The sequence below is a fragment of the Parvibaculum sp. genome (assembly GCF_049671045.1).
In the GTDB taxonomy this organism is placed as follows: domain Bacteria; phylum Pseudomonadota; class Alphaproteobacteria; order Parvibaculales; family Parvibaculaceae; genus Parvibaculum.
The window spans coordinates 44,238-67,545 of the sequence record NZ_JBATUH010000111.1; the positions used below are offsets into that span (position 1 = coordinate 44,238).

At 66.1% G+C, this 23,308-nt stretch carries 23 protein-coding genes; 13 read left to right on the plus strand and 10 right to left on the minus strand.

The window, feature by feature from the left end:
• The first annotated feature begins 95 nt into the window (after positions 1-95).
• The 3 genes from WBG82_RS12715 to WBG82_RS12725 all read left to right on the plus strand — a co-directional run bounded on the left by WBG82_RS12715 (position 96) and on the right by WBG82_RS12725 (position 2,608).
• Positions 96-413, plus strand: coding sequence for a PepSY domain-containing protein (locus WBG82_RS12715; RefSeq protein ID WP_424424885.1), 318 nt, complete (start codon positions 96-98; stop codon positions 411-413).
• Entirely contained in the window at positions 413-973 is a 561-nt protein-coding gene (locus WBG82_RS12720; RefSeq protein ID WP_424424886.1) for a cytochrome b/b6 domain-containing protein, read from the plus strand. Before WBG82_RS12715 ends, WBG82_RS12720 begins: the two co-directional genes overlap by 1 nt.
• Before the next feature lie 108 nt (positions 974-1,081).
• Positions 1,082-2,608, plus strand: coding sequence for a malonate--CoA ligase (locus tag WBG82_RS12725; protein WP_424424887.1), 1,527 nt, complete (start codon positions 1,082-1,084; stop codon positions 2,606-2,608).
• Between the two features lie 27 nt (positions 2,609-2,635).
• Here WBG82_RS12725 and WBG82_RS12730 read toward each other — a convergent pair whose 3' ends face one another.
• Entirely contained in the window at positions 2,636-3,178 is a 543-nt protein-coding gene (locus WBG82_RS12730; protein WP_424424888.1) for a response regulator transcription factor, read from the minus strand.
• Between the two features lie 82 nt (positions 3,179-3,260).
• On the minus strand, positions 3,261-5,255 hold the full coding sequence (locus tag WBG82_RS12735; protein WP_424424889.1) for a glycosyltransferase family 2 protein: 1,995 nt from the start codon (positions 5,253-5,255) through the stop codon (positions 3,261-3,263).
• A gap of 225 nt (positions 5,256-5,480) precedes the next feature.
• Between WBG82_RS12735 and WBG82_RS12740 the strand changes: the two genes are divergently transcribed.
• Positions 5,481-6,371, plus strand: a complete 891-nt coding sequence (locus tag WBG82_RS12740; RefSeq protein WP_424424890.1) for a transporter substrate-binding domain-containing protein — start codon at positions 5,481-5,483, stop codon at positions 6,369-6,371.
• On the opposite strand, the gene WBG82_RS12745 is transcribed toward WBG82_RS12740, so the two are convergent.
• Positions 6,372-6,905 (minus strand): SixA phosphatase family protein, encoded by a 534-nt coding sequence (locus WBG82_RS12745; protein ID WP_424424891.1) that lies wholly within the window; start codon positions 6,903-6,905, stop codon positions 6,372-6,374. It lies immediately after the preceding gene.
• Positions 6,902-7,753, minus strand: coding sequence for a sterol desaturase family protein (locus WBG82_RS12750; protein WP_424424892.1), 852 nt, complete (start codon positions 7,751-7,753; stop codon positions 6,902-6,904). Before WBG82_RS12750 ends, WBG82_RS12745 begins: the two co-directional genes overlap by 4 nt.
• A 230-nt stretch (positions 7,754-7,983) precedes the next feature.
• On the opposite strand from WBG82_RS12750, the gene WBG82_RS12755 reads away from it, so the two are divergent.
• Positions 7,984-8,697 carry an XAC2610-related protein gene (locus WBG82_RS12755; protein ID WP_424424893.1) on the plus strand — a complete coding sequence of 238 codons (714 nt, stop codon included), beginning with the start codon at positions 7,984-7,986 and terminating at the stop codon, positions 8,695-8,697.
• Between the two features lie 2 nt (positions 8,698-8,699).
• Here WBG82_RS12755 and WBG82_RS12760 read toward each other — a convergent pair whose 3' ends face one another.
• From WBG82_RS12760 to WBG82_RS12770, 3 genes are read right to left on the minus strand one after another with little or no spacing between them, the layout of a single operon-like run.
• Entirely contained in the window at positions 8,700-9,110 is a 411-nt protein-coding gene (locus tag WBG82_RS12760; RefSeq protein WP_424424894.1) for a tellurite resistance TerB family protein, read from the minus strand.
• Between the two features lie 32 nt (positions 9,111-9,142).
• A complete protein-coding gene (locus tag WBG82_RS12765; protein ID WP_424424895.1) occupies positions 9,143-12,124 on the minus strand; it encodes an ATP-dependent DNA helicase in 2,982 nt (993 codons plus the stop codon).
• A 55-nt stretch (positions 12,125-12,179) separates the two neighbouring features.
• On the minus strand, positions 12,180-14,072 hold the full coding sequence (locus WBG82_RS12770; protein WP_424424896.1) for a sensor histidine kinase: 1,893 nt from the start codon (positions 14,070-14,072) through the stop codon (positions 12,180-12,182).
• 136 nt (positions 14,073-14,208) lie between these two features.
• On the opposite strand from WBG82_RS12770, the gene WBG82_RS12775 reads away from it, so the two are divergent.
• The gene (locus WBG82_RS12775) at positions 14,209-15,828 is read left to right on the plus strand and encodes a lysine--tRNA ligase (RefSeq protein WP_424424897.1); all 1,620 of its coding nucleotides are present in this window, start codon (positions 14,209-14,211) and stop codon (positions 15,826-15,828) included.
• A gap of 98 nt (positions 15,829-15,926) precedes the next feature.
• Positions 15,927-16,745: a hypothetical protein gene (locus tag WBG82_RS12780; protein WP_424424898.1), complete on the plus strand. Its 819-nt coding sequence runs from the start codon at positions 15,927-15,929 to the stop codon at positions 16,743-16,745.
• Here the strand turns inward: WBG82_RS12780 and WBG82_RS12785 are convergent.
• Entirely contained in the window at positions 16,726-17,367 is a 642-nt protein-coding gene (locus WBG82_RS12785) for a S24 family peptidase (RefSeq protein WP_424424899.1), read from the minus strand. The two genes, WBG82_RS12780 and WBG82_RS12785, sit on opposite strands and share 20 nt — an antisense overlap.
• A gap of 154 nt (positions 17,368-17,521) precedes the next feature.
• Between WBG82_RS12785 and WBG82_RS12790 the strand changes: the two genes are divergently transcribed.
• Genes WBG82_RS12790 through arsC form a run of 3 tightly spaced genes read left to right on the plus strand, consistent with a single transcriptional unit; the run spans position 17,522 to position 19,331 of the window.
• On the plus strand, positions 17,522-17,863 hold the full coding sequence (locus WBG82_RS12790; protein ID WP_424424900.1) for a DUF952 domain-containing protein: 342 nt from the start codon (positions 17,522-17,524) through the stop codon (positions 17,861-17,863).
• A gap of 5 nt (positions 17,864-17,868) precedes the next feature.
• A complete protein-coding gene (locus tag WBG82_RS12795; RefSeq protein WP_424424901.1) occupies positions 17,869-18,915 on the plus strand; it encodes a quinone-dependent dihydroorotate dehydrogenase in 1,047 nt (348 codons plus the stop codon).
• Positions 18,916-18,971: 56 nt separating this feature from the next.
• Positions 18,972-19,331, plus strand: coding sequence for an arsenate reductase (glutaredoxin) (gene arsC / locus WBG82_RS12800; protein ID WP_424424902.1), 360 nt, complete (start codon positions 18,972-18,974; stop codon positions 19,329-19,331).
• A 22-nt stretch (positions 19,332-19,353) separates the two neighbouring features.
• On the opposite strand, the gene WBG82_RS12805 is transcribed toward arsC, so the two are convergent.
• Together WBG82_RS12805 and WBG82_RS12810 are read right to left on the minus strand one after the other, a co-directional pair.
• Complete coding sequence (locus tag WBG82_RS12805) at positions 19,354-19,803, minus strand: PaaI family thioesterase (RefSeq protein ID WP_424424903.1); 450 nt, start codon at positions 19,801-19,803, stop codon at positions 19,354-19,356.
• Between the two features lie 5 nt (positions 19,804-19,808).
• Positions 19,809-20,309, minus strand: a complete 501-nt coding sequence (locus WBG82_RS12810; protein WP_424424904.1) for a PaaI family thioesterase — start codon at positions 20,307-20,309, stop codon at positions 19,809-19,811.
• A gap of 376 nt (positions 20,310-20,685) precedes the next feature.
• On the opposite strand from WBG82_RS12810, the gene WBG82_RS12815 reads away from it, so the two are divergent.
• From WBG82_RS12815 to WBG82_RS12825, 3 genes are all read left to right on the plus strand, one after another.
• Positions 20,686-21,360 (plus strand): TetR/AcrR family transcriptional regulator, encoded by a 675-nt coding sequence (locus WBG82_RS12815; protein WP_424424905.1) that lies wholly within the window; start codon positions 20,686-20,688, stop codon positions 21,358-21,360.
• 29 nt (positions 21,361-21,389) lie between these two features.
• Positions 21,390-22,415, plus strand: coding sequence for an alpha/beta hydrolase fold domain-containing protein (locus WBG82_RS12820; protein ID WP_424424906.1), 1,026 nt, complete (start codon positions 21,390-21,392; stop codon positions 22,413-22,415).
• 307 nt (positions 22,416-22,722) lie between these two features.
• On the plus strand, positions 22,723-23,292 hold the full coding sequence (locus tag WBG82_RS12825; protein WP_424424907.1) for a TMEM165/GDT1 family protein: 570 nt from the start codon (positions 22,723-22,725) through the stop codon (positions 23,290-23,292).
• Positions 23,293-23,308 lie beyond the last annotated feature (16 nt).

A 23,308-nucleotide genomic window follows, 5' to 3' on the forward strand; every position in this document is an offset into this window, starting at 1 on the left:
ATGCTGACAAAGCGTCTCAGCGATCGGTCAGCCGCCCGCGCCTAGGGTCGTCTCCATCGAGGCGATGCCGCCTCCCCATTGAAGGAGATCGAACGATGCGCGTGAAGACGATACTGGCCGCAGGCGCTCTTGCCACTCTCGCCCTGACTTCCGCCGCCCTGACCTCGGCGGCGATGACCTCAAGCGCCATGGCTGCGGACAAGGATGCCCGCTGCACCGATCAGCCCCGCGAGCAATGGATGAGCAAGGACGCGGCAAAGGCGAAGGCGACGGCGCTCGGCTATGAGGTGCGCCGCGTGAAGGTCGAGGATGGCTGCTACGAGATCTACGCTTTCGACAGCAACAAGGCGAAGGTCGAAATCTTCATGAACCCGGTGAGCGGCGAACTCGTCAACCGCAAGGATGACGACTGATGGCGGCTGAACTCACGACCGACAATGCCGGCCGCGCGATGCGGCCGGCCACGGTCAAGGTCTGGGACCCGCTGGTGCGGATCTTCCACTGGTCGCTGGTCCTCGCCTTCATCATTGCCTGGGCGACGGGCGACGAGGCCGAAAGCGTTCACATCGCCACCGGCTATGTCATCATGGGACTGCTCGGCTTCCGGCTCGTCTGGGGCCTGATCGGAACGAAGCATGCCCGCTTCACCGATTTCATCCGCTCGCCGCGAACCGTCATCGCCTATATGCGCGACATGCCGCGCTTCCGGGCGAAGCGCTATCTCGGCCACAACCCGGCCGGGGGAGCCATGGTGGCGGCGCTGCTGCTGATGCTCTCGGCGCTCTGCGCGACGGGCTTCATGATGACGACGGATGCCTTCTGGGGCGTCGAATGGGTCGAGGAAGTGCATGAGGCGCTGGCCAATCTCATGCTCGTCCTTGTCGGCCTCCATCTCGCGGGCGTCGCCTTTTCGAGCTTCGAGCACCGCGAAAATCTCGTGCGCGCCATGTTCACCGGGCGCAAACGAGCCTGACGACGGGGCGGGGGGCTCGCTGCCCCTCGTCCGCTCTTCGCATTGTCCATCGTGAAGGTGCATGCGCTATAAGTGGACATGCACTTTTGACGATGATGTGAGCGAGCGATGCCAACTTCCCTTTATTCCCTCATCGAAATGTCGTTTCCCGCAGATCGCAGCAAGGTGGCGATCGAGGTGCCGGACCGTGCGCGCGGCCGCGTGAGCTGGACCTTCGCGGAGCTTGCGGGCGCGACCGCGCGGGCCGCCTCGCTTTTCGCGGGCCTCGGGCTCAGGCATGGCGACCGTGTGGCCGTGCAGGCGGAAAAATCGCCCGAGGCGCTGATCGCCTATCTCGCCTGTCTGCGCGGCGGCTTCGTGTTCCTGCCGATGAACACGGCCTACCGGACGGACGAGGTCGATTATCTCGTGGGCAATGCAGAACCCGCCCTCATCATCTGCGATCCGGCGCGCGAGGCCGAGACGCACGAGATCGCCGCACGCCACGGGACGGCGCATGTCCTGACGCTCGATGCCGAGGGCTTCGGCAGCTTCAGCGAGGCGGCGGCGAAAGTGCGCGATGCCTTGCCCGTCGCCGACTGCGCTTCATCGGATCTCGCGGCGATCCTCTATACCTCCGGCACGACGGGCAAGCCCAAGGGCGCGATGCTGAGCCACGGCAATCTCGCCGCGAACGGCATCGCGCTGCGCGATTCCTGGCGCTTCACGGAAGAGGATGTGTTGCTTCACGCGCTGCCGATCTTCCATGCGCATGGGCTCTTCGTCGCCTGCCACTGCGCGCTTCTCTCCGGCGCGCGCATGATCTGGCTTTCGAAATTCGACCGCGCCGAGGTGTTGCGCCAGCTTCCGCGCGCGAGCACCTTCATGGGCGTGCCGACCTTCTACACCCGGCTCCTCGCGGGCGAGGATTTCAACGCGAGGCTCGTCGCGCATATGCGGCTTTTCACCAGCGGTTCGGCGCCGCTGCTCGCCGAGACCTTCGAGGAATTCAGATCGCGCACCGGGCTTGCCATTCTCGAACGCTACGGCATGACCGAAACCGGCATGAACACATCGAATCCCTATGATGGCGAGCGCCGCGCCGGCACGGTGGGCTTTCCGCTTCCGGGCGTCGAGGTTCGCGTCATGGGCGAGGACGGGCGCGAATTGCCGCGAGGCGAGATCGGCGGCCTCGAAGTGCGCGGACCGAATGTCTTCAGTGGCTATTGGCGCATGCCCGAAAAGACGGCCGAGGAATTTGCGGAAGGCGGCTGGTTCAGGACCGGCGACGTCGCGATGATCGACGCGGACGGTTACGTTCACCTCGTCGGCCGCGCCAAGGACCTCATCATTTCGGGCGGCTACAACGTCTATCCGAAGGAGATCGAGACGCTGATCGACGAAATGCCGGAGGTCGACGAATCCGCGATCGTCGGCGTTCCCCACAAGGATTTCGGCGAGGCGGGCGTCGCGGTCGTGGTGCTGCGCGAGGGGAGTGCGCTTGACGAGGCGGCGCTGATCGCGCGGCTCAAGGAGAAGATCGCCAATTACAAGGTGCCGAAGCACGCTTTCTTCGTCGAAAGCCTGCCGCGCAACACCATGGGCAAGGTCCAGAAGAACCTGCTGCGCGATCGCTATCGCGACGCCTGCGCGTGACCCCCGAAAAAGGCGCCGCCGGGCTTTCTACTCGGCGTGGCGGTCGCTGGCGCGCTTCTTTTCGGGCGCGGCCTTGACTTGCCGGCGCCGGTCGGGCCCGTCGAAATCGCCGCTGTGAATGAGCGGGCGGGGCCTGCGCAGAACGGATTCGATCCGCGTCATGAGCTGCGTGGCCGAGAAGGGCTTGGACAGTACTTCCGTCGCGCCGCTGTCGCGGACGGCGATGACGTTTGTCTTGAACGGCCGCTCCGTCATGAAGATGACGGGCACATGGTTCGGCAATCCCGAGTCGGGCTTGCGCAGCGTCTTCACGACCGTGCGGCCGTCGAGCGGCGGCTCGAGATCGTCCACGAGAACCACATGCACGCGCTGATGGGCGAGAATGTGGAGCGCGTCCTCGCCGTTGCGCGCGGGATAGATTTTCCCGATGCCGAAGGATTTGAGAATGCCCGCGACGATCCCCGCGAATTGCGGGGCGTCCTCGACGACGAGAACGGAAACCTCGTGAAACGGAAATTTTTCCGTGAGCGATTCGCTTGGGAATGGCGTCGGAAGTTGATTGGCGGGCATGCCGGGGAACCTCGAATCTCCATCGCCGCGAGTTTCATCCGAAACCCTTAGAGACTCGTTAGGAACTCTCGTCCCTTTCGGATTAAGCCATCGGTCTATCGCTCTCCGTCATCGTGCGGGCGAGCTGATCCGGGATGAGGCGGCTGATGCCATGTTCCGTCTTCTCCCAGTGAAACGGCCGCGTCACCAACTGCTGGAGCGCCTTGTAGGCTCCGGCCGAAATCAGGAGCCAGTAGGCCGGCATCATCAGCGCGTCGAAGACGAGCGATTTCCGGCCGCGCGCGCCTGCGGCGGTCATGCCCGCAAGAATGGTGATGCCGTAGCCGGAGACGAGCACGGCGAGATTGAAGATGGCGACCGGCAGGTCGCGCGCGAGATCGGCAAGCGAGTCCGACGCGATCAGCGCCGCGATGGCGGCGAGGTAGAAGAGCGGATGAACGAGGTTTGAAAGCGAGAAGCCGCCAATGACGATCTGGAATCCGAGAAAGCCCTTCAGCCCCAGCGCGCGATAGAGCCTGACGGGGTGGCGCATGCGGACGAGATAGGTCTGGACCCATCCCTTGACCCAGCGCGAGCGCTGCCGGAGCCAGTTGTCGAGGCGGCAATTGGCCTCTTCTTCCGTGGTCGAGCGGATGATGCTCGTGCGATAGCCGAGCATGGCGAGGCGGATGCCGAGATCGGCGTCTTCCGTTACATTGAACGGGTCCCAGGCGCCCGCGCGGCGCAGCACATCGGTGCGGAAATGGGTCGAGGTGCCGCCAAGCGGCACCGGCAGGCCGAGCTTCGCCAGCGTCGGCAGCAGGAGGTCGAAGAACGAGGCATATTCGATGGCGAATTGGCGCGTGAGCCAGTTCTCGAACCAGTTGTAATAGTTGAGCTGCGCCTGCACGCAGGCGAGCTTCGGATCGCCGAGCCTGAAGGCGGCGACAGCGCGGCGAAGCTGGTCGGGCGCAGGTATGTCTTCCGCGTCATAGACGACCAGGAACTCGCCCCGCGCGAAGGGGAGCGCGAAATTGCAGGCTTTCGGCTTCGTCAGCGGCAGCGTGCGCGGCACACGGATGAATTCGAAATTGCCCGGCAGGCCGAGTTTCCGCGCGGCTTCATAGGTCGCCTCGTCCGTCTCCTCGAAGACGAGCTTTATGTCGAGCTTCGAGGCCGGATAGTCGAGCTTCTTCAGCGCATCGGCGAGGATCGGCACAACCTCCGCTTCCTTGAAGAGCGGCACGATGACGGTATAGACGGGCAGATCCATGTCGCTTGAGGGGATGGACGCGTCGAAGGCGCGTTCTTCCTTCGTCGGCGGGGAGAGCAGGCCGATGAAGATCGAGGCGAAGCGCAGCCCCGCAACGGTGAGGAAGCAGAGCCCCGTCAGCACATTGATGGCGAATGCGGTTCCGAGCGGCGCAAGCCAGAAGGCGAGGCTGGCCGCGAGAAGAAGCAGGGCAGCCACCCGTATCTGGGGCACGGTCATGCGCTCATGCGCGGAGCTTTCCGGAAATTCCGTGGCGAGCGCGAAGCGCGCGCGCTCGTTCAGTTCCTCGCGGAAGCGCTCGCGCAGTGCCCGGTCGATATCATGGGATGAGGCGACGAAGATGGCGCAGGGTCTGCCTTCATGGGCTTCAATCGCGGCCCGTGCGCGCTCGGGATCGGCGGCCACATAGACGGGCTCGCGCTTGATCCATCGCCAGGGCATGCAGCGCGCGGCGATGTAGAAATCGAGAGCGCTCGCCCGCGCCAGCGTCGGGTCCGCCGGGTCCTGTCTGAGGTCGATATAGCGGATGCTGCTCTGCGCGGCGACGAGCCGGGCGATCTCGGCGGGCCGGGCTTTACCCTGCGCGATCAGAATGTCGCCGAACCTCGTGCCGCAGCGGCGCTGATGGGCGAGGACGACCTGCACCGTGTCGGCGCCGATGAGGCCTGCATCGACGGCCAGTTCGCCCAGGAGTGGCACACGCCAGCGCGAGCCGGCGGGCTGATGGATGAAGCCCGGCAGGGCAGGCGCCTCGCCAAATCCTGGCCGAGCGAACTCTTCCCCTTCGGGCCCCACGGCCGAAGGGGTATCCCCCGCCTCGCTCATTTTTCCCCCCACCCCAGAAGGTGCCTCGCGCGGCGTAAATGCAGCCGCCCCGATATTCCGGAAAATGATAATTTTAGTATTCGCACACGGAAATAGTCCGAAAGGTGGGCATGGGCCTTGCTCGGACCCTTCAAGAGGCCCGCTTCCCGTGCCCGGCCGGCACATGGCGGCGGGCAGACCGTCCCAGACCGGCACACGCCGGCAGAAAGAAGGCGACCCGCGCTCATGCGGCTGCTGCTTTTCGTCAATCTGATCGCGATCGTCGTCCTCGCAGGCGCGCTCGCCCACACCTATGAGGGAGCGCCGCTGCCCTGGCGGCTCGCCGCGGCGCCCGCGATCGATGCGAGCCCGGAGCTTTCTTCCGCGCCCGCCGAAACCCCTCCTCATGAAATGAAGGAGGAGCCGCTCCGCATTCTGACGGAAGGGGCCTATCCGCCCTTCAACTACCGCGACGCGGCGGGGCGACTCACCGGTTTCGATGTCGATATTGCCGAGGCTCTCTGCGCGCGCCTGAAGCGGAATTGCACGCTCGACACCCGGCCCTGGGCGGCGCTTCTCCCGGCGCTTGCGGACGGAAAGGCCGACGCTGTCGTCGCCTCCATGCTCATTCCCTCGCCGGGCAGGCAGGCTCCGCCCGCCGATGACCGCGTCGCCTTCACCGCGAGCTATTATTCGACCCCCGGCCGCTTTGCCGCGCGAAAGTCAGGCGCGTTGGCGCAGGCGAGCGCCGCTTCCATGGCCGGAAAGCGCGTCGCCGTGCAGAAGGGATCGGTCCATGAGGCGTTTCTTGCGCGCCGTTTTCCGGGCGTCGTGGCCGTGCCCCTGCCGACACTGGACGAGGCCGAGGCCGCGCTTTCCGAGGGGCGCGCGGATTTTCTCTTCGCCGACCGCAATGCGCTGCTGCACTGGCTGAAGGGCGCGCGCGGCGCGGATTGCTGCCGCCTCGTCGGCTCCGACTATTCGGACCCCGCCTTTTTCGGCGCCGGAGCCGGTATCGCCTACAGGGCCAAAGACCGGGCGCTGGGCGCAAGACTCGACGAGGCGCTGGCGGCGATGGCTGCCGACGGCACCCATGCCGAAATCAGCCGCCGCTATTTCGGGCAGGACATTCGCTGATCAATGTTTCTTCGCCGCCGCCATGAGGTCGCGCGGCCTGCCGAAGAAGATGACGCGGCCAGCCCCCTCCTCGATTTCCTTCCAGCTTTCGACGTCGAACTCGAAAACGATGAAGCCGCCGGTCGGCACGCCATGCGCGACCTTGAGCGCGAGTTCCTCGTCCGGGTCCTCCGCAAGCGCCATGGCGAGCAGAACGAGGCCGGGATTATGCGCGACGACGAGCAGCGTTTCGGCGCTCGCCGGAGCCTTGTGGATTTCCTCGAGCATGACATCAGGCATGGCGTGATAAAGCTCGTCGCGGTGGATGACGGGAACCTCCTTCGGCAGCTTCCTGGCGAGCGGAAGGAAGGTCTCGTTCGCGCGCCGCGCCGTCGAGCAGAGCACCGCATCGGGGACGTAAGGCGAGTGGGCGATGAAATCCGCCATGAAATCGGCGGCCGTGCTGCCGCGCGCATTGAGAGGGCGGCTGAAATCGTCCTTGGACGGATCGCTCCAATCCGATTTCGCGTGACGCATGAGGCAGAGCCGTTTCATTCTGTCTTCTCCCGGCCTGTCGCGCCTGCTGGGGAGGGAGCTCGCGCCGCGCCGACAAAGGGGAGCGCGAGGCTCCAGAGCAGTCTTGTGGGCTCGCTGCCGGGATAGGCGTCGAGGCCGATCCTCATGGAGCGCTGCTCCTCGCGAGGGCTCTTGCGATAAGTGCCGAAGAGCCGGTCCCAGATGGACAGGTTGAAGCCGAAATTCATGTCGTGTTCGTCCCGAAAGATCGAATGATGCACGCGGTGCATGTCGGGTGTCACGAGGGCGAGCCGCATGAGAGGGTCGATCCTTTTCCCGAGAGAGATATTCGCATGATTGAAGAGAGAGGTCGCATTGAGCGCGATCTCGAAAACGACGACGGCCGCGACGGGCGCTCCGAGCAGGGCCACCGCCAGCATCTTGACGAGCATGCTGACGAGAATTTCCGCCGGGTGGAAGCGGATGCCCGTCGTCGTGTCGATGTCGGGATCGGCATGATGCACCCTGTGCATCCGCCACAGCAGATCAAAACGATGAAAGGCGACATGCTGGCCGTAGATCGTGAGGTCGAGCGCGACGAGCGTCAGCAGGAAGGCGAGGGGCGCGGGCGCCTCGATCCGGTTGAAAAGGCCGAACCCGGCCTCGGCGGCCCAATGGGCGGTGCCGACGGCGGCGACGGGAAGGCTGAGGCGCACAAGCGCCGTGCCGGCTGCGCTCATGGCGATATTCGTCCACCACCGCGCGCGCCGCTCGAAACGGCGCGCCCGGCAGGGCGCGGCGGCTTCCCAGACTGCCATGGCCAGCAGCACGCCGCCAAAGGCGGCAAGCCGGATCAACGACTCATGGGCGAGAAAGAAGGCGCTCATCGGAACCTGTCTGCATAGCCCTCACGGCCACCCGGCGGAGGGAGCCGGCGAAGCGGGTGCGCTGGACTATAAGGCGGCTTTGCGCGAGAGAAAAAGGGGGCGCCGTGGCGGGCAGCGCCGAGCGAGCCTGCCGCTGCGGAAGGTTCCCCCACTGCGCTTTGCCCAAGGCTCGGCTAGACTGTGCGGGGACGGTGATTTCCGGGCGGCGGGAACGCGGCAGGGGCGGACGAATGGTGAAGGGGAAGCATCTCGCGCTGGCGGCGGGCGTCATGATGGCGGCCGCGGCTGGCGCTTTCACGGCGGCGGGCGCCGAACCCGCGGGCGATGAAACCTTTGAAGGCTCGTTCAGTTGCCTGAGGCCGTCATCGTCGTCCGATCGGAGCCCCGTCCTCTGCCAGAGCCAGATCAACCCAGGCCTTCCCGTGCTCGACCTCACGATCTTCTGGCAGGACGCGGGCGCGGGCGGCGGGCGCCGCATCGAGCGCATCGAAATTCGCCGCTCGGGCGAGGCCGAACTTCTCCAGACGATCGCCGGCATCGATTCCCCCGTGGCTGACGAGGCCGAGAATGCCGGGCTCGAAATGCTCGATCTCAACTTTGACGGCTTCCTCGACCTGCGTGTCATGCGCGCAGCACCCGCTGGAACGCATGCGCTCTATCGCAACTGGCTCTGGTCGGCGGAGGACGGAATTTTCGCCGCAAGCCCGGCGCTCGATGAAATCGCGTCGCCCGAGTTCAATGCCGAGGATCAGGAAATCATGAGCCGCTGGCGTTCGGGCGCCACGCGCGGAACCGATGTCTATTCCTACGAGGGAGCGCTGCCGGTTCTCATTCACCGGGAGACGGATGCCGATGATGCGCATGGCGCATGCGTGCGATCGTTCTATGACCGCATCGACGACGAGCTGAAGAAGACCGGCACGGGTGCCTGCGAGGCGGAATAGGGTCAGACCGTCATGTGCCTTGCGCGCGCGCCGCGCTCGATCGCTGCGGCGACGAGCTTCTCGATGTCGAGCGCATCGCGCAGAAGCTGCAGGAGACGGATTTCCTCCTGTCCGACCGCGAGATCGGCGGAGGCTATCTCGACCGCGAGCGCATAGGCCGTTTCGCGCAGATGCGGCGGCAGGGCATCCTTCACGAGCCCGAAGACGGCATCGAGGCCGCCATCTTCCTGAAGGATCGAGGCGCATTCCCTGGCGATCGGGATGAGCCGTTCCGTATCGAACTTACGGAAGGCGGGCGCCTGTTTCACGATGTCCCCGATCGTCCGGAGCTCATTGTCGCTCATGGCGCGGTCCACGGCGCTCATGGTGACCATGACATAGATGAGGGCGGTCTCGGGTGCGATCGTCGACATGCGAACTGTCCCTGATTGAAGACGGGGCGAGCTTAGGGACTGGAAGCGGGTGCGGCAAGGCCCTGTCCCGGTCCCTGTCCGACCTCCTCGCCGCCGAAAAATGCCCGCGCGCCCGCAACGGCCTCGGCGAGCCCGACACGCTCGACGGTGACGCCGGGCGGAAAGGCCGATGTGAGCCGGGTGGGCAGGCGCGAATCGAGCATGACGAAGACGCCCCTGTCGCGGCCCGAGCGGATGAGGCGGCCGAATGCCTGTTTGAGCCTCAGCCTCGTCAGCATGTCGTCATAGCGCGCGGCGCCGAACACTTCGCGGCGTGCCTTGTGCAGAATATCCGGGCGCGGCCATGGCGTGCGGTCGAACACGATCATCCGGAGCGAGTCTCCCGGCACGTCGACGCCGTCGCGCACCGCATCCGTGCCGAGAAGGCAGGCATGGCGCTCGGCGCGGAAGATGTCGACGAGCGTGCTGGTGTCGAGCGCATCGACATGCTGCGAGTAAAGCGCAAGGCCCGCTTCCTCAAGCGGCGAGACGAGCCGCTCATGCACCGCGCGCAGACGATGGATGGCGGTGAAAAGGCCGAGCGCGCCGCCTCCCGCCGCGAGGAAGAGCGCGCGATAGGCCGATGCGATCTCGTCCATGTTGTTGCGGCTCACATCGCGCACGACGAAGATGCGCGACTGCGCGGCATAGTCGAAGGGCGAGACCATGAAGGCGCGCCGCGCGGGCAGGGCCAGATGGGAGATGCCCGTGCGGATTTCCGCGGAACTCCAGCTCTCCTCTCCGTCCCCGTCGTCGACGAGCCGGTCGCGCAGCGTCGCGGAGGTGATAACGACGCCGTGCGCGGGCTCGAGAACGGCGGCCGAGAAGGGGATCGTCGGATCGCGCCAGTGCCGGTGCATGCCGATATCGGCCTCATGGCCCTGAATGCGCTCGATGGAGAACCAGTCGACGAAATCCTCCGGCGTCGGACCGCCGAGCGAGGCGAGCATCGAGCGCCATGAGGGAATGAGAAGCTTCGCTCGCCTTTCGAGCCCGCGCGCCGCCGCATCCATGCGGATGCGTGTCGATGTGTCGAGATCCTCGGCCTCCGCGTCGAGGCGGGCGCGCAGCCGTTCCGCGATCCGCATCAGCGGTTGCGCGATCCGCTCAAGCGCCGTGTCGAGCGCCCGCGCCGCATCCTCGAGCCCCGGCACCGGCGGTTCCGTCGCCGCCTCGAGCGAGAACATCTGCTCGGCTTCGCTCGCCCGCGCGTAAACCTGCTGGCGCACGAGAGCGAGGAATTTCTCGGCCGCTCCCCGTCCCGCGCCGTCATTGAGGCGCGTGGCCCAGCCGGGTGCGGGCAATGCGCCTGCGGCGTCGATGGCGACCGCGAGCGCGTCTTCCGCCTCGCCATCGCCGGTGACGAGATCGCCGACACGCTCCTCGAGCCCGCGCCCGCGCCGTCCGCGCTGGCCTTCGGCGCCGCGGATCCAGCGCCGGAGCTCGGCCGTTTCGCTCGCCGACAGCTGGGCGGAGAAGGCGCTGTCCGCCGCATCGAAAATGTGATGCCCCTCGTCGAAGACGAAGCGCGAGCGCGCCTCGCGCCCCGTCGGCTCCTCATCCTCGGCATTGCCCGCCGCCTCGACGCTCCGTTCGGCATTTTTGAGCGCTTCCGGCGCAAGGAGCGCGCCCGCCTGTTCGAGCGCGGCCTGTCGCATCACGAGTGCATGATTGGCGACGACGAACTCGGCGCGCCTGGCCTTGCGGATCGCCTTTTCGATGAAGCATTTCCTGAAATGCGGGCAGGCGCTGTAGACGCATTCGCCGCGCCGGTCGGTGAGCGCCGAGCGGCCCTGGCCGCCTGTGGCCGCGCTGCCGAGGCGCTGCATGAGCCAGGCGGGAAAGTCGCCGCCCACCATGTCGCCGTCGCGGCTTGCCCTTGCCCAGCGCGCGACGAGGCCGACGGCCACCGCCCCGCCCGAGAGCACGGCGCGATCCGCGATCTCGGCGAAGTTCAGAAGGCAGAGATAGTTTTCGCGCCCCTTGCGGATGACGGCCTTCTCCGCCTTTTCCGCCGGGTCCGGATAGAGCCGCGTCAATTCCTGATCGAGCTGGCGCTGGAGGTTCTTCGTATAGGTGGAGAGCCAGACCGTGCCCTTGTTGCGCTGGGCCCAGAGGCTCGACGGCGCGATATAGCCGAGCGTCTTGCCGATGCCCGTGCCCGCTTCCGCAAGAACGATATTGGGCGCGCCCGCCATGTTGCGCGGGCCGAAGGCATGCGAGGTTTCGGCGGCGAAATCGGACTGGCCCGCGCGTCGTTCCGCATCGGGGCCGACGAGTTCGGCGAGCCTGCCGCGCGCTTCCTCTTCGCTGACCGGCATCTGGCCGGGCGCGGGCCGGGGCGCGCGCTCCTCCCATTCGGGCAGGTCGTTCCAGACATCGAAGCCCTGGCCGGCGCGCGGCTTGCCCTCGCGCGCGAAGACATCGCGAAGCGCGGCAACGACGCCCGGCCCCCAGGACCAGCCCGCCTCCGCCATGCGCCAGGCGACGCGGGCGGCGGCCGGGCGGTCGGGATAGGCGGGCGATTGCAGCGTCGAAAGAAGCCGCGCCGCCGCCTCGTGCAGCATCAGCGCCTGCGCCTCCGGCGCGTCGCCCGCATCGAGTCCGAGCGCCCGCGCGAGGCCCCCGGGCGTCGGAAGGCAGGGCGCGGCGGGGTGGACGAAGGCGAAGAGTTCGAGAAGATCGAGAACCTTGGGGCCTGCCTCGCGCGACATGCGCCGGCCGGGCAGGCCGAGCGCGATCCGCCGCGCCGTGAAGGCCGGATGGACGACCATGACCGCCTCGCGCTGGAGCCGGGCGAGGGCTTCTTCCGCGCCGAGTTCCTCGACCTCGCCATCGGCGCTCACCGCAAGCGCGCCCCAGCGGCTGTTCGCTCCTTCGCCGATGCGCGCCGGAACCAGCGCTGCCGCATCGGGCAGAACGGGGCCGTGCGAGGGGGCTAACCCCGCCGAATCGCTTGAGGGATTGTGGGTCATCGCCCGCGAGTATAGCCGCGCCCGCGAGGCGCCGCGAAACCTCTAATCGCCCGCCCTAGGCGCCAAGTCCGGGAAAGACATCGGCGAGCGCGCGCCGCGTTGCCGATATTTTCTGGTGAAGACGCGGCACGTCGTTGATGGCCTGCTCAGCCTGACCGCGCTCGGCCGCCTGCCCGATATCGTTCGCGACGCCCGCAAGCGCGACGAGGCCGATATCCGCCGCCTGCCTGCCGAGCGCGAGCGCCTTGTCGCGAAGAGTGCCGGCATCCTGCGCCTCAAGCGCGGCGTCGATCCCGTCCTGAAGGTCGAGGATAGCCTCCAGCGTCTCGACGAGGCGTTCGGCTATCTCCGTCTGGCCGAGTTCGCGCTCGAGTTCGTAGAGATGATCGTGATCGACGAGGCGCTCGCGCCTTGCGCCTTTGGCGGCGTCGCCCGGTTCTGCCGCGTGAATGGGCGCATGCACGGGAGCGGGCGCGGGCGAGGCGGAGGCCGTGCCCGCTTCCTGCGGAATGAGGAAGGAGAAAGTGCTGCCGCGTCCGGGCGCGCTGTCGACCTGGATGCGCCCGCCCATGAGCGCGACGAGGCGGTCCGAGATCGCAAGCCCGAGCCCCATGCCGTCGGGCCTGCCATGGCCGTTCGGGGTTTCGCCCTGCGCGAAACTGTCGAAAAGCCGCGCCTGCGCCTCGGGCGGAAGGCCGATGCCGGTGTCGAGCACGGAGAAGCGCACGCCCGCTCCGCCCTGCGCGAAGGCTACGGGCTGCAGCCTCAGCATGACGCCGCCCGTCTCCGTGAACTTGATGCCGTTGGAGATCAGGTTCACGAGCACCTGCCGGAGCCTGTCCGGATCGGTCACGATATAGGGCGGCGTACCGGGCGCGAGGTCGAGTTCCAGCGAAAGGCCGCGTTCGGCCGCCTGCGGCCGCATCAGGCGGGTCACGCTCCGCGCGATCTCGGCCGGATCGAAGCTCAGCGGCTTCAGCTCCAGCGCATCCGCCTCCATCTGCGAGAAGTCGATCATGTCGTCGAAGAGCCGCCTCAGCATCCGGCTCGACTCGCCGATCGCCTGGGAAAGATTGGTCTGGCTTTCGCTCAGGGGCTCCTGGCGCAGGAGCTTCGCCATCCGTGCGATCCCGTCGAGCGGCGTGCGCACTTCATGGCTCAGGATCGCGAGAAATTCACCCTTGGCCTTGTTGGCGGCACGGGCCGTGCGCTCGGCCTCCTCGGCGTCCTGGCGCTTCTGTTCGGTCGCGGCATGGGCCCGCGCCATGCGCTCGACGAGATCGGCATTTTCGAAGCGCAGCCGGATCGCCTCGCGATAGGAGCGGTGGACGCGCCGCGTCCAGCCGCCGATGGCGAGGACGAGAACAGCCGCAAGCGCGACCGTCGCCATGGCGAGCGGCTCGCCCGACAGAAGCAGCAGCGCGAGCGTCGGCAGCGCGATGGGGGTGATATAGGCGATGATGGCCGGCGGGTAGGTCGAGCGAGTGACCGCGGTCGCCATGGCAAGGCAGGAGACGACGAGCGCATAGAAAATATGGTGGGCGAAGGACGAGCCGGGCAGCCACACCAGCGCCCCCATGCCCCATGTCGAGCCGCTGATGAGCGCCACGGCCGCATAGCGCCTTGCCCAGATGAGCGCGCGCCCGACGGCATCGGGATCGCCGTCGAACCCCGCTCGCACGCGGTCGAAGCTGATCTGCGCGATGAGCTGGATGAGAAGCACCACGCCGGTGGCCCAGAGCGGCGCCGTCTCGGAGAAGGCCAGTCCGACGATGAGGATCGCCCAGAACATGGTGAGGCGGCTCGCCTCGCCCAGTTCGAAGAGCAGGCGGACCTGCTCCGCCTCGATCCTCGTGCCGATGTCGAGCGGCCGGTGCAGGCGCCGTTTCGGGCCGGTCTCGGGGGTCTTCTTGGGGGTGCTCTCAGCCGAATCCGGTTCCGAAGTCATGGCGCTGTTCGGTTACTCTGGCACTGTCGCGCGGGGTTTTGCGAATGAAGGTTCGCCGCGTTGACGGCATGGGGGCCCAGAGCATAGGGTCCGGGCACTTTACAACTTCCTAAGTATTGCCATTCCGGGTTCGAAAATGCCGTCCAACTCCCTCACCGTCAGCGATACCGAGCTTCTTGAAGCGGCCCGCGTCAGCAAGGCCTGGCCCTTCGAGGAAGCGCGAAAAATCGTGGAACGGCTGGAGAAAGAGGGCGGGCCCGATCGCACGATCCTTTTCGAGACGGGCTACGGGCCGAGCGGCCTGCCTCATATCGGCACGTTCGGCGAGGTCGCGCGCACGACCATGGTGCGCAAGGCTTTCGAGACGCTCGCGCCGGGGGTCAAGACACGGCTTCTCTGCTTTTCGGACGACATGGACGGCCTGCGCAAGGTGCCGACCAACGTGCCGAACCAGGAGATGCTCGCCAACTACATCAACATGCCGCTGACGCAGGTTCCCGACCCGTTCGGCAAGTTTCCGAGCTTCGGCGCGCACAACAACGCGATGCTGCGCTCGTTCCTCGATTCCTACGGCTTCGAATACGAGTTCGCCTCGTCGACCGAGTATTACAAGTCCGGCCGCTTCGATGCGACGCTCCTCAGAGTGCTCGAGAAGTTCGACGCCATCATGGACATCATGCTGCCCTCGCTGCGCGAGGAGCGCGCCTCCACCTATAGCCCCATTCTGCCGGTGAGCCCGCGCACGGGCCATGTGCTGCTCGTGCCGCTCGTAGCGCGCAATGTCGAGAAGGGCACGGTGAGCTATGAGGAGCCGGACACGGGCGAGGTGATCGAGGTGCCGGTGACAGGCGGCCATTGCAAGCTTCAGTGGAAGGCCGACTGGGCGATGCGCTGGGTGGCGCTCGGCGTCGATTACGAAATGGCGGGCAAGGATCTCATCGATTCCGTCAAACTCGCCTCGCGCATCTGCCGCGTGCTCGGCGCCACGCCGCCGGAAGGCTTCAACTACGAACTTTTCCTCGATCAGGAGGGGAAGAAGATTTCGAAGTCGAAGGGCAACGGCCTTTCGATCGAGGACTGGCTTCGATATGCGAGCCCCGAAAGCCTCCAGCTCTTCATGTTCCAGTCGCCGCGCACCGGCAAGCGGCTCTATTTCGACGTCATTCCCAAGAATGTCGATGAATATCTCTCATTCCTCGCCGCCTATCCGAAGCAGGCCGCGAAGGAGCGGCTCGGCAATCCGGTCTGGCACATTCATGGCGGCAATCCGCCGTCGGAGGAATTGCCGATCAGCTTCTCGCTGCTTCTCAATCTGGTGAGCGCGAGCCACGCTGCGGACAAGAACGTGCTCTGGGGCTTCATCCGCCGCTATGCGCCGGACGCGACGCCCGAGCGCTTCCCGCGCCTCGACCTGCTTGTCGGCTATGCGATCAACTATTTCCACGACTTCGTGAAGCCAACCAAGACCTATCGCGCGCCGAGCGAGATCGAACGCATCGCGCTTGTCGATCTGGCGGAAGCGCTCGAAAAGGCGGGCGCCGAAGCGACGGCCGAGGACTGCCAGAACATCGTCTATGAGATCGGCAAGACGCACGGCTTCGACAATCTGCGCGACTGGTTCAAGTCGCTCTATGAAATTCTTCTGGGCGAGGCGCAGGGACCGCGCTTCGGCTCCTTCATCGCGCTTTACGGCGTGAAGGAGACGGTGCGCCTCATCCGCCGCGCCCTTGATGGCGAGGATCTCTCGAAGGGCTGAGGCGCCGCTGGCGGCTCATTCTCCATAGCGCCACTCACACGCAGATGTGATGGGTATCGGCTCTTGCGGCCTGCGCCGCATGACCGGATCATGCGGTCATGGCCGCACGCTCCGTCCTTCTGATCCTGCTACTGGCGCTCCCCATTCTCCCGGCGCGGGCGTCGGAAGGCATCGGGGCCGCGCGCGACGCCTATGCGCGGGGCAGGTTCGAGGACGCGGCCGAGCTTGCGCGCCTCCTCGGCACGTCGGAAGGAAACGCGCTTGCCGCGCGCGCGGAACTGGCGGAAGGCGACTATCTCGCGCCGCCTTCCGAGCGCCGGGCGCGCTTCGAGCAGGCGGAGAAGGATGCCCGCGCCGCGATCGCGCTCGATCCGCGAAACCCGGAAGGCCATCTCTGCCTCGCGCTGGCGCTCGGCTTTCTCGGCCGGCTCGACGGCGTGGTGACCGCGCATTTCGCCGGTTACGCCGACGAGGCGCGCGAGCATATCGACCAGGCGCTTCAACTCGCGCCGACCGACCCCTGGGCGAATGCGCTTCTCGGCGGCTGGAATCTCGAAATCGTGCATGAAGGCGGCCTGCTCGGGCAGGCGATCTACGGCGCCTCCATCGAGAAAGGCATCGCCGCCTATACCTATGCGCTGACGCTCGACGCCGGCAATGCGGCGATCGCCTATCAATATGCACTGCAACTCGTCGCGCTTGGCGGGGCATGGCGGCGCGCCGAAGCGCGGCAGGTGCTGTCGGGCGTTCTCGATGCGGAGCCGGCCGATGCATCCGGACGGTTCGCGCACCAGCGCGCCGAACGGCTGAAGCGCGCGCTCGATACGCAGGATGAGCGCGACCTCCGCGCCATTCTGGCCGATCAGTTCGGCGCCGATACCAGGAAAGCGGACCGGGCTACTGGCTGGCCCAGATGATCCTCGCCATCCAGAGGATGTCCTCGGGGCGAAGGATGCGCGTTTCGTAAGCCGGATTGAGCGAGGCGAGTTCGATGCTTCTTGCCGTGCGGCGCGCAAGCACTTTCGCCATGACCTCGCCCGCGACCGTTTTGACGACCACGCGGTCGCCGCGCCTGATCGACGCCGCTGGCGAGACGACGACGACGTCCCCCTCCCGATAGACCGGCATCATGCTGTCGCCCGTGACCTCGAGCGCATAGGCGTTCTCGTCGTTGATGTCGGGGAAACTGACCTCGTCCCAGCCGCTTCCGGCCGGAAATCCGGCATCGTCGAAATGTCCACCCGCGCCTGCCTGCGCCAGTCCGATGAGCGGCACGCGGCGCTGGCGGGGCGTTGCCTCCCGGCCTTCCACGAGCGCGAAGAACTCGTCCAGGTTTGCGCCTGTCGCATCGAGAATGCGCGAAAGGCTTTCCGTGCTCGGCCAGCGCGGCCGCCCTTGCGCGGTGATGCGCTTCGATTTGTTGAAGGCGGTGGGGTCGAGCCCTGCGGCCTTGGCAAGGCCGGAAGCCGACAAGCCATGATGCCGGGCAAGCTGGTCGATCGCGGCCCACAGGCGGCCATGGGAGAGCGATTGCGGCATGGCGAGGCGGAAATTCCTATTATTCGGACTTCTGGCCCGGAAAATAGGAATCTTCGCACAGAAAATACGGCCCCGCAGCCGGAATATGAGGTCCGCGTTTCTTGTCCGCCGTGGTTCCCCTCGCTACATTGCGCCCGCATGTGAAAGGGCGGCCATGAGCGCACGGACCATTTACAAGATCGTGACGGAGAGCGAGTGGCGCGCGGCCGAGGCAAAGGGGCGCTTCGAAGGCTCCGCCGTCGACCTCAGAGACGGCTTCATCCATTTTTCGACGGCGGCGCAGGTGCGCGAAACGGCGGCGAAGCATTTTGCCGGCGCGGCCGATCTCCTGCTCGTCGCGGTCGATTCCGCGCCGCTCGACCTCAGATGGGAAGTCTCGCGCGGCGGCGATCTCTTTCCTCACCTCTATGGCGTGCTCGATCTCGGTGCGGTCAAGCGCGTCGATCCGCTTCCCCTGTGTGCCAGCGGCGAACATCGTTTCCCCGCGATGGATTGAACGACATGGATCTCTTTCCGCTCGCGCGGCCCGTGCTGCGCCATATCGACCCCGAGCGCGCGCACCGCTTGACCATCCTTGCGCTGAAGCTCGGCCTCGCCCCGCGCGACGACGAGCCCGATCCCGCCTCGCTCGCGATTGACCTCTGGGGCCTGCATTTCTCCAATCCGCTCGGCATTGCTGCGGGCTTCGACAAGAACGGCGAAGTGCCCGACGTCATGCTGAAGCTCGGGCTCGGCTTCGCGGAGGTCGGCACCACGACGCCGCGCCCCCAGAGCGGAAATCCGCGCCCGCGCATCTTCCGCCTGAACGGCGAGGGCGCCGTCATCAACCGGCTCGGCTTCAACAATGAGGGGCATGCGGCGCTGAAGCGCCGCCTCGAGGCGCGCCGCGCGCGGCCCGGCATCGTCGGCGTCAATATCGGCGCCAACAAGGACGCGGCCGACAGGATCGCCGATTACGAAGCGGGCATCGCCGCCTTCGAGGGGCTCGCCTCCTATTTCACAGTGAACATCTCCTCGCCCAACACGCCCGGCCTGCGCGCGCTTCAGAACAAGGCCGAGCTTGAAAACCTCGTCGCCCGCGTGCTCGCCGCACGCAAAGGGCGCACGCCCGTCCTCCTCAAGATCGCGCCCGATCTCACCGATGCCGAACTTGCCGACATCGCCGAAGTGGCGCTCGAAAAGGGGCTCGACGGCCTCATCGTCTCCAACACGACGATCAGGCGGGAGGGGCTTGTCTCTTCGCCCGCCGCCTCCGAGACGGGCGGTCTTTCCGGCCGGCCGCTCTTTTCGCTCTCCACGGAGGTGCTGAAGACGATCTATCGCCTCACGGGCGGGAAAATCCCCATTGTCGGCGTCGGCGGCGTGTCGTCGGGCGCGGACGCCTATGCGAAGATCCGCGCCGGCGCGTCGCTCGTTCAGCTTTATACGGCGCTCGTCTTCGAGGGGCCGGCCCTTGTCCGCCGCATCAAGCGGGAACTGGCGCAGGCCCTCGCCGCCGATGGTTTCGGGAACATTCGCGACGCCATCGGCGTCGATGTGAAGAACTAGATTGCCGAGAGGCGAAAGGCCGGCCTTGCAAGGCCAACTCCAGAAAGGAATCCGGCATGGCGAAAGTCACCATCTGGCACAATCCGCGCTGCAGCACTTCGCGCTCGACGCTCTCGCTTCTCGAGCAGCATGGCCTCGATCCCGAGATCGTCGAATATCTGAAGACGCCTCCTTCCGCCGAGGAGCTGAAAGCGGTGCTGAAGAAGCTGCGCATGAAGCCGCGCGACCTCATGCGCAAGAAGGAAGCGCTCTACAAGGAACTGGGCCTCGACGACGAGGCCCTGAGCGACGACCGGCTCGTGGAGACCATGGCCGAGAACCCGATCCTCATCGAGCGGCCCGTGGTCCTTTTCGGTCAGCGCGCGGCGCTCGGCCGCCCGCCGGAGAACGTGCTCGATCTCTTCACCGATCTCTGAGAGGCGGAAGAGGGCACCCCGCTCAGGCGCCCGTATTTTCCTCGGCCTTGAGCAGAAAATGCCCATGCGCCGAGGCGATGGGCCGCGCGCGGTCCTCCTGCCAGGCCTCGGCCTGCACGGTGACGACCCTGCGGCCCTGCTTGGTGATGTGCGCCCGGCCATAGGTGTCGAGCGGCTTGCCCGAGCGCAGATAGTCGATGGTGAGGCCGATGGGCTTTGGGATCGAGGGCATGCCCGTCTCGAAGGCGACCTGGATGATCGCCGTCATTTCGAGAAAGGCGCCGATGACGCCGCCATGGAGCGCCGGCAGCGCTGGATTGCCGATGAGCTTCTCGTCGAATTTGAGCACCGTCGTGATCTCGTTGCCCTTCTGATCGACCGAAATGCCGAGAAAGCGCGCATAGGGGATCGCTTCGATGAATTTTTCGAGGTCGCGCGTCACGGGCGCATCTCCGGATTTGTTGTCGGCCATCTCGCTCACCCCTCGCTCTTCGGCATGATGTCGCTGAGCGCCATCGCGCTGGGCGGCAGGGTGCGGTTGGCGCCCAGCATGAACGTGCCGACACAGGCGGCGATGGGGTCCGCCTCGTCCGTGTGATAGGCGGTGCCGCGCACGAAGGCGATATTGCGCGTGACCTTGTAGCAATGCGCGTGGCTCATGAGCGCAAGGCCCGGCGTCGCGGGCTTCATGTAGTCGATGCGGAGATCGAGTGTCGCGATCGACATGCGCGCTGTAAGCGCGAGCTGGACGGCCATGCCGCAAGTGTGGTCGAGAAGCGTCGTGATGACGCCGCCATGAATGACGCCCGTCTCCACATTGCCGATGAGCTTCTCGTCATAAGGGACGCTCAGCCAGGCATTGGCGGCGGACGCGTCGATGACCTTCATGTTGAGGGCCTTTGCCTGCGGCGTATAGGCGATCATCGAGGCCTTCATGGCTTCGACGACTTCGGGCGTGATCTTGAATTCGCTTTGCATGGGTCTGGTCTGTTCGTTGGCCGCGCATGGCAGGGGGAGCCTTTCTTCCGGCTCCTCCGCCCCGCAATGCCGGTCGGGTAACGGTTCGAGGCTTACGCGCTATGGCGCCCACGGTCACCAAATTTGTTGCCCGGGGGCGGGGGCGTGTCCTTCGCTCTGTCTCGCTTCGGGGCGCCTCGCCTTCCGCGCCTCTGATTCGATCGTTCAACCCATTGAATCAAGAGCCTTTTTTCAGGCTTCCCGAGTGCGGCAAATTGACCTTGCCGGGCTTTCGTTTAGATTAGGCGCATTGGAGGTTGCCCGCTCGGGGAAACCCGGGAGAGGCGCCAGGAGGGATGATGACTGCGTCCGAGAGCTTAAGGACTTCGGCCCGCGCATGACCGAGGTCAAGGAGAAGGAGCTGTCCGCCGGAGCGGCGGGAGCGTTCGCTGCTTCGGCGAAACCCATGGGCAAGCGCGAACAGACGAAGCTCAACAATCGCGAGGCGATCCTCAACGCCGCCCGTGAGGTCTTTGCCGAACTCGGCTACGGCGCCACCACGGTGCGCGACATCATCCGCAAGACCGGCCTCGCCTCCGGCACCTTCTACAACTACTACAAGAGCAAGGAAGAGGTCTTCGAGGCGCTGATGGATGACGGCATGCGCCGCATCCGGCCCCGTCTCAAGGCGGATCGCATTCGCTCGCGCACCTTCGAGGAATTCATCCGCAACGCCTTCCGCACCTATTTCGATTATCTGGCGAGCGACCGGATGACCTTCCAGATCATCAGGCGCAATCCGACGGCGCTGCGCGTGCGCATGGACAGCCCCGAGATGGTCGCCGGCTTCGAGGAAATCCGGCAATACATCGAGGAAGACATACGCGACGGCAATGTGCCGCCGGTCGATTCGGAATATCTCATGGCGGCCGTGGTCGGCATCGCCATGGAGATCGGCGACCGCATGATCATGCGTGGCGAGATCGATCCGAAAACCGCGGCGGATTTCGCGACCACGCTCGTGCTGCACGGTTTCCATGCGCTGCCTGTGAAGACGGAAGCCGGTTCCTGATCGGGCATGTCCTTGGGGGAGGATAGGGTTTGAGCATCCAGAAGCTGATCGTCCGCACTCTGCTCAAATTGCCGGATGGCGCGCTCATCGCCATGGCTGGCGGAAAGCCGCTGACGATCGACGGACGCACGCTGGATGCCCGCGTGCAGTTTCTCGCCGCGCAAGGCGCCCGCGCGCCTTCCATCACCACGCTCGACCCGGTGGCCGCGCGCGCGGCGACCGCGCAAGGGCTGAAGCTCCTCGACGGCGTGCGGAGCCCGAAGGTTCGTGTGGAGGAGATGGAGGTGCCAGGCCCGGCAGGCCCGCTCGACGCGCGTCTCTACACGCCCGCCAATGCGTCAGGGCCGCTCCCCGGTCTCGTCTTCTTCCATTTTGGCGGCTGCGTCATCGGCGATCTCGATACATGCGACACCTTCTGCTCGATGCTGTCGGAGATCGGCGAATGCGTCGTTCTTTCTGTCGCCTATCGTCTGGCGCCCGAGCATAAATATCCCGCCGCCGCCGAGGATGCGCTCGCGGCCTATCGCTTCGCGCGGGACAATGCCCAGAAGCTTGGCATGACGCGCCGCATCGGCGTCGGCGGGGACAGCGCGGGCGGCTATCTTGCAGCCGTCGTCGCGCAGGAAACGCTGCGGTCGGACGAGGAGGAGCCCGCGCTTCAGCTTCTCATCTATCCCGTGACGGATATGGAATGGCAGGGCGGCTCATGGACGAGCTGCGAGAACGTCTATCCGCTCACCCGCGAAATCATGGACTGGTTCATCGGCCACTATCTCCATGACCGAAGCGAGGCGAAGGAGCTTCGCGCCTCGCCGCTCAAGGCGAACGACCTCGAAGGGCTTTGCCCCGCGATCGTCGTGACGGCGGGCTTCGACGTGCTGCGCGATCAGGGCGAGGCCTATGCCGACAAGCTCCGCGTGGCGGGCGTCCGCACGACCTATCGCTGCTACGACCGCCTCGCCCATGCCTTCACGGCGATGACGGGCGTGGTTCCAGCCGCAAGGCGCGCCTGCGAGGAGATCGCCCGCGACGTGCGGCGTATTCTCCACGCCTGAGAGGGCAGGCGGGGGCCTCGCGCCGCCCCTCCTGACACACCGGCAGCACGGGAGCATATCCGCTTGCCCGTCCGGGGCCCCGCATGTTATCCGGTCCTATCCTTAGGGGAGTAGCCTCCCTCCATCCTTCGGGAAAGAGAGGGGCGCGCGTCAACAGACTTGGAGCCGGGTTTCCCCCTCCATGGCGCGCGCATGCGGGAGCGATGAACCGCCTGGCGAGACCTTTGGCTTGAGACGCATCTCCCCGGCCGGGCGGATGCGCCGCTCAGGTCATTGGCTCAACCCGCGACCCGGCCCCGAGGAAATCATGGAAGGCTTCCTGATCTCGCTGTCCGCCGTCGCCATCGCCGAGATCGGCGACAAGACGCAGTTGCTGACGCTCGTGCTCGCGGCGCGCTTCGCAAGGCCGCTCCCGCTCATAGCCGGCATCTTCGCGGCGACCATCGTCAATCATGCGCTGGCGGCGGGCGCGGGGCTTCTCATCGCCTCCTGGCTCACGCCCGAAGTGCTGCAATGGACGCTCGGCATCTCCTTCGTCGCGGGCGGGGTCTGGATGCTCATTCCGGACAAGTTCGACGAGGTTTCGGGCGGCGCTTCGCGCTTCGGCCCCTTCATCACCACGACGATCGCCTTCTTCCTCGCCGAGATGGGCGACAAGACCCAGCTTGCGACCGTGGGGCTCGCCGCCCGTTTCGACGATCTCGTCATCGTGGCGGCGGGAACGACCATCGGCATGATGATCGCCAATGTCCCCGTGGTCTTTCTCGGCGATGCGGCGGCGAAGTTCCTCCCCCTTCAGCTCGTTCGCGGCGCCGCGGCGGCGATCTTTTTCGCGCTCGGCCTCGTCACCATCCTCGAAGCGCTCGGCGTCGTTTGATTTCCGGCCTCGCGGC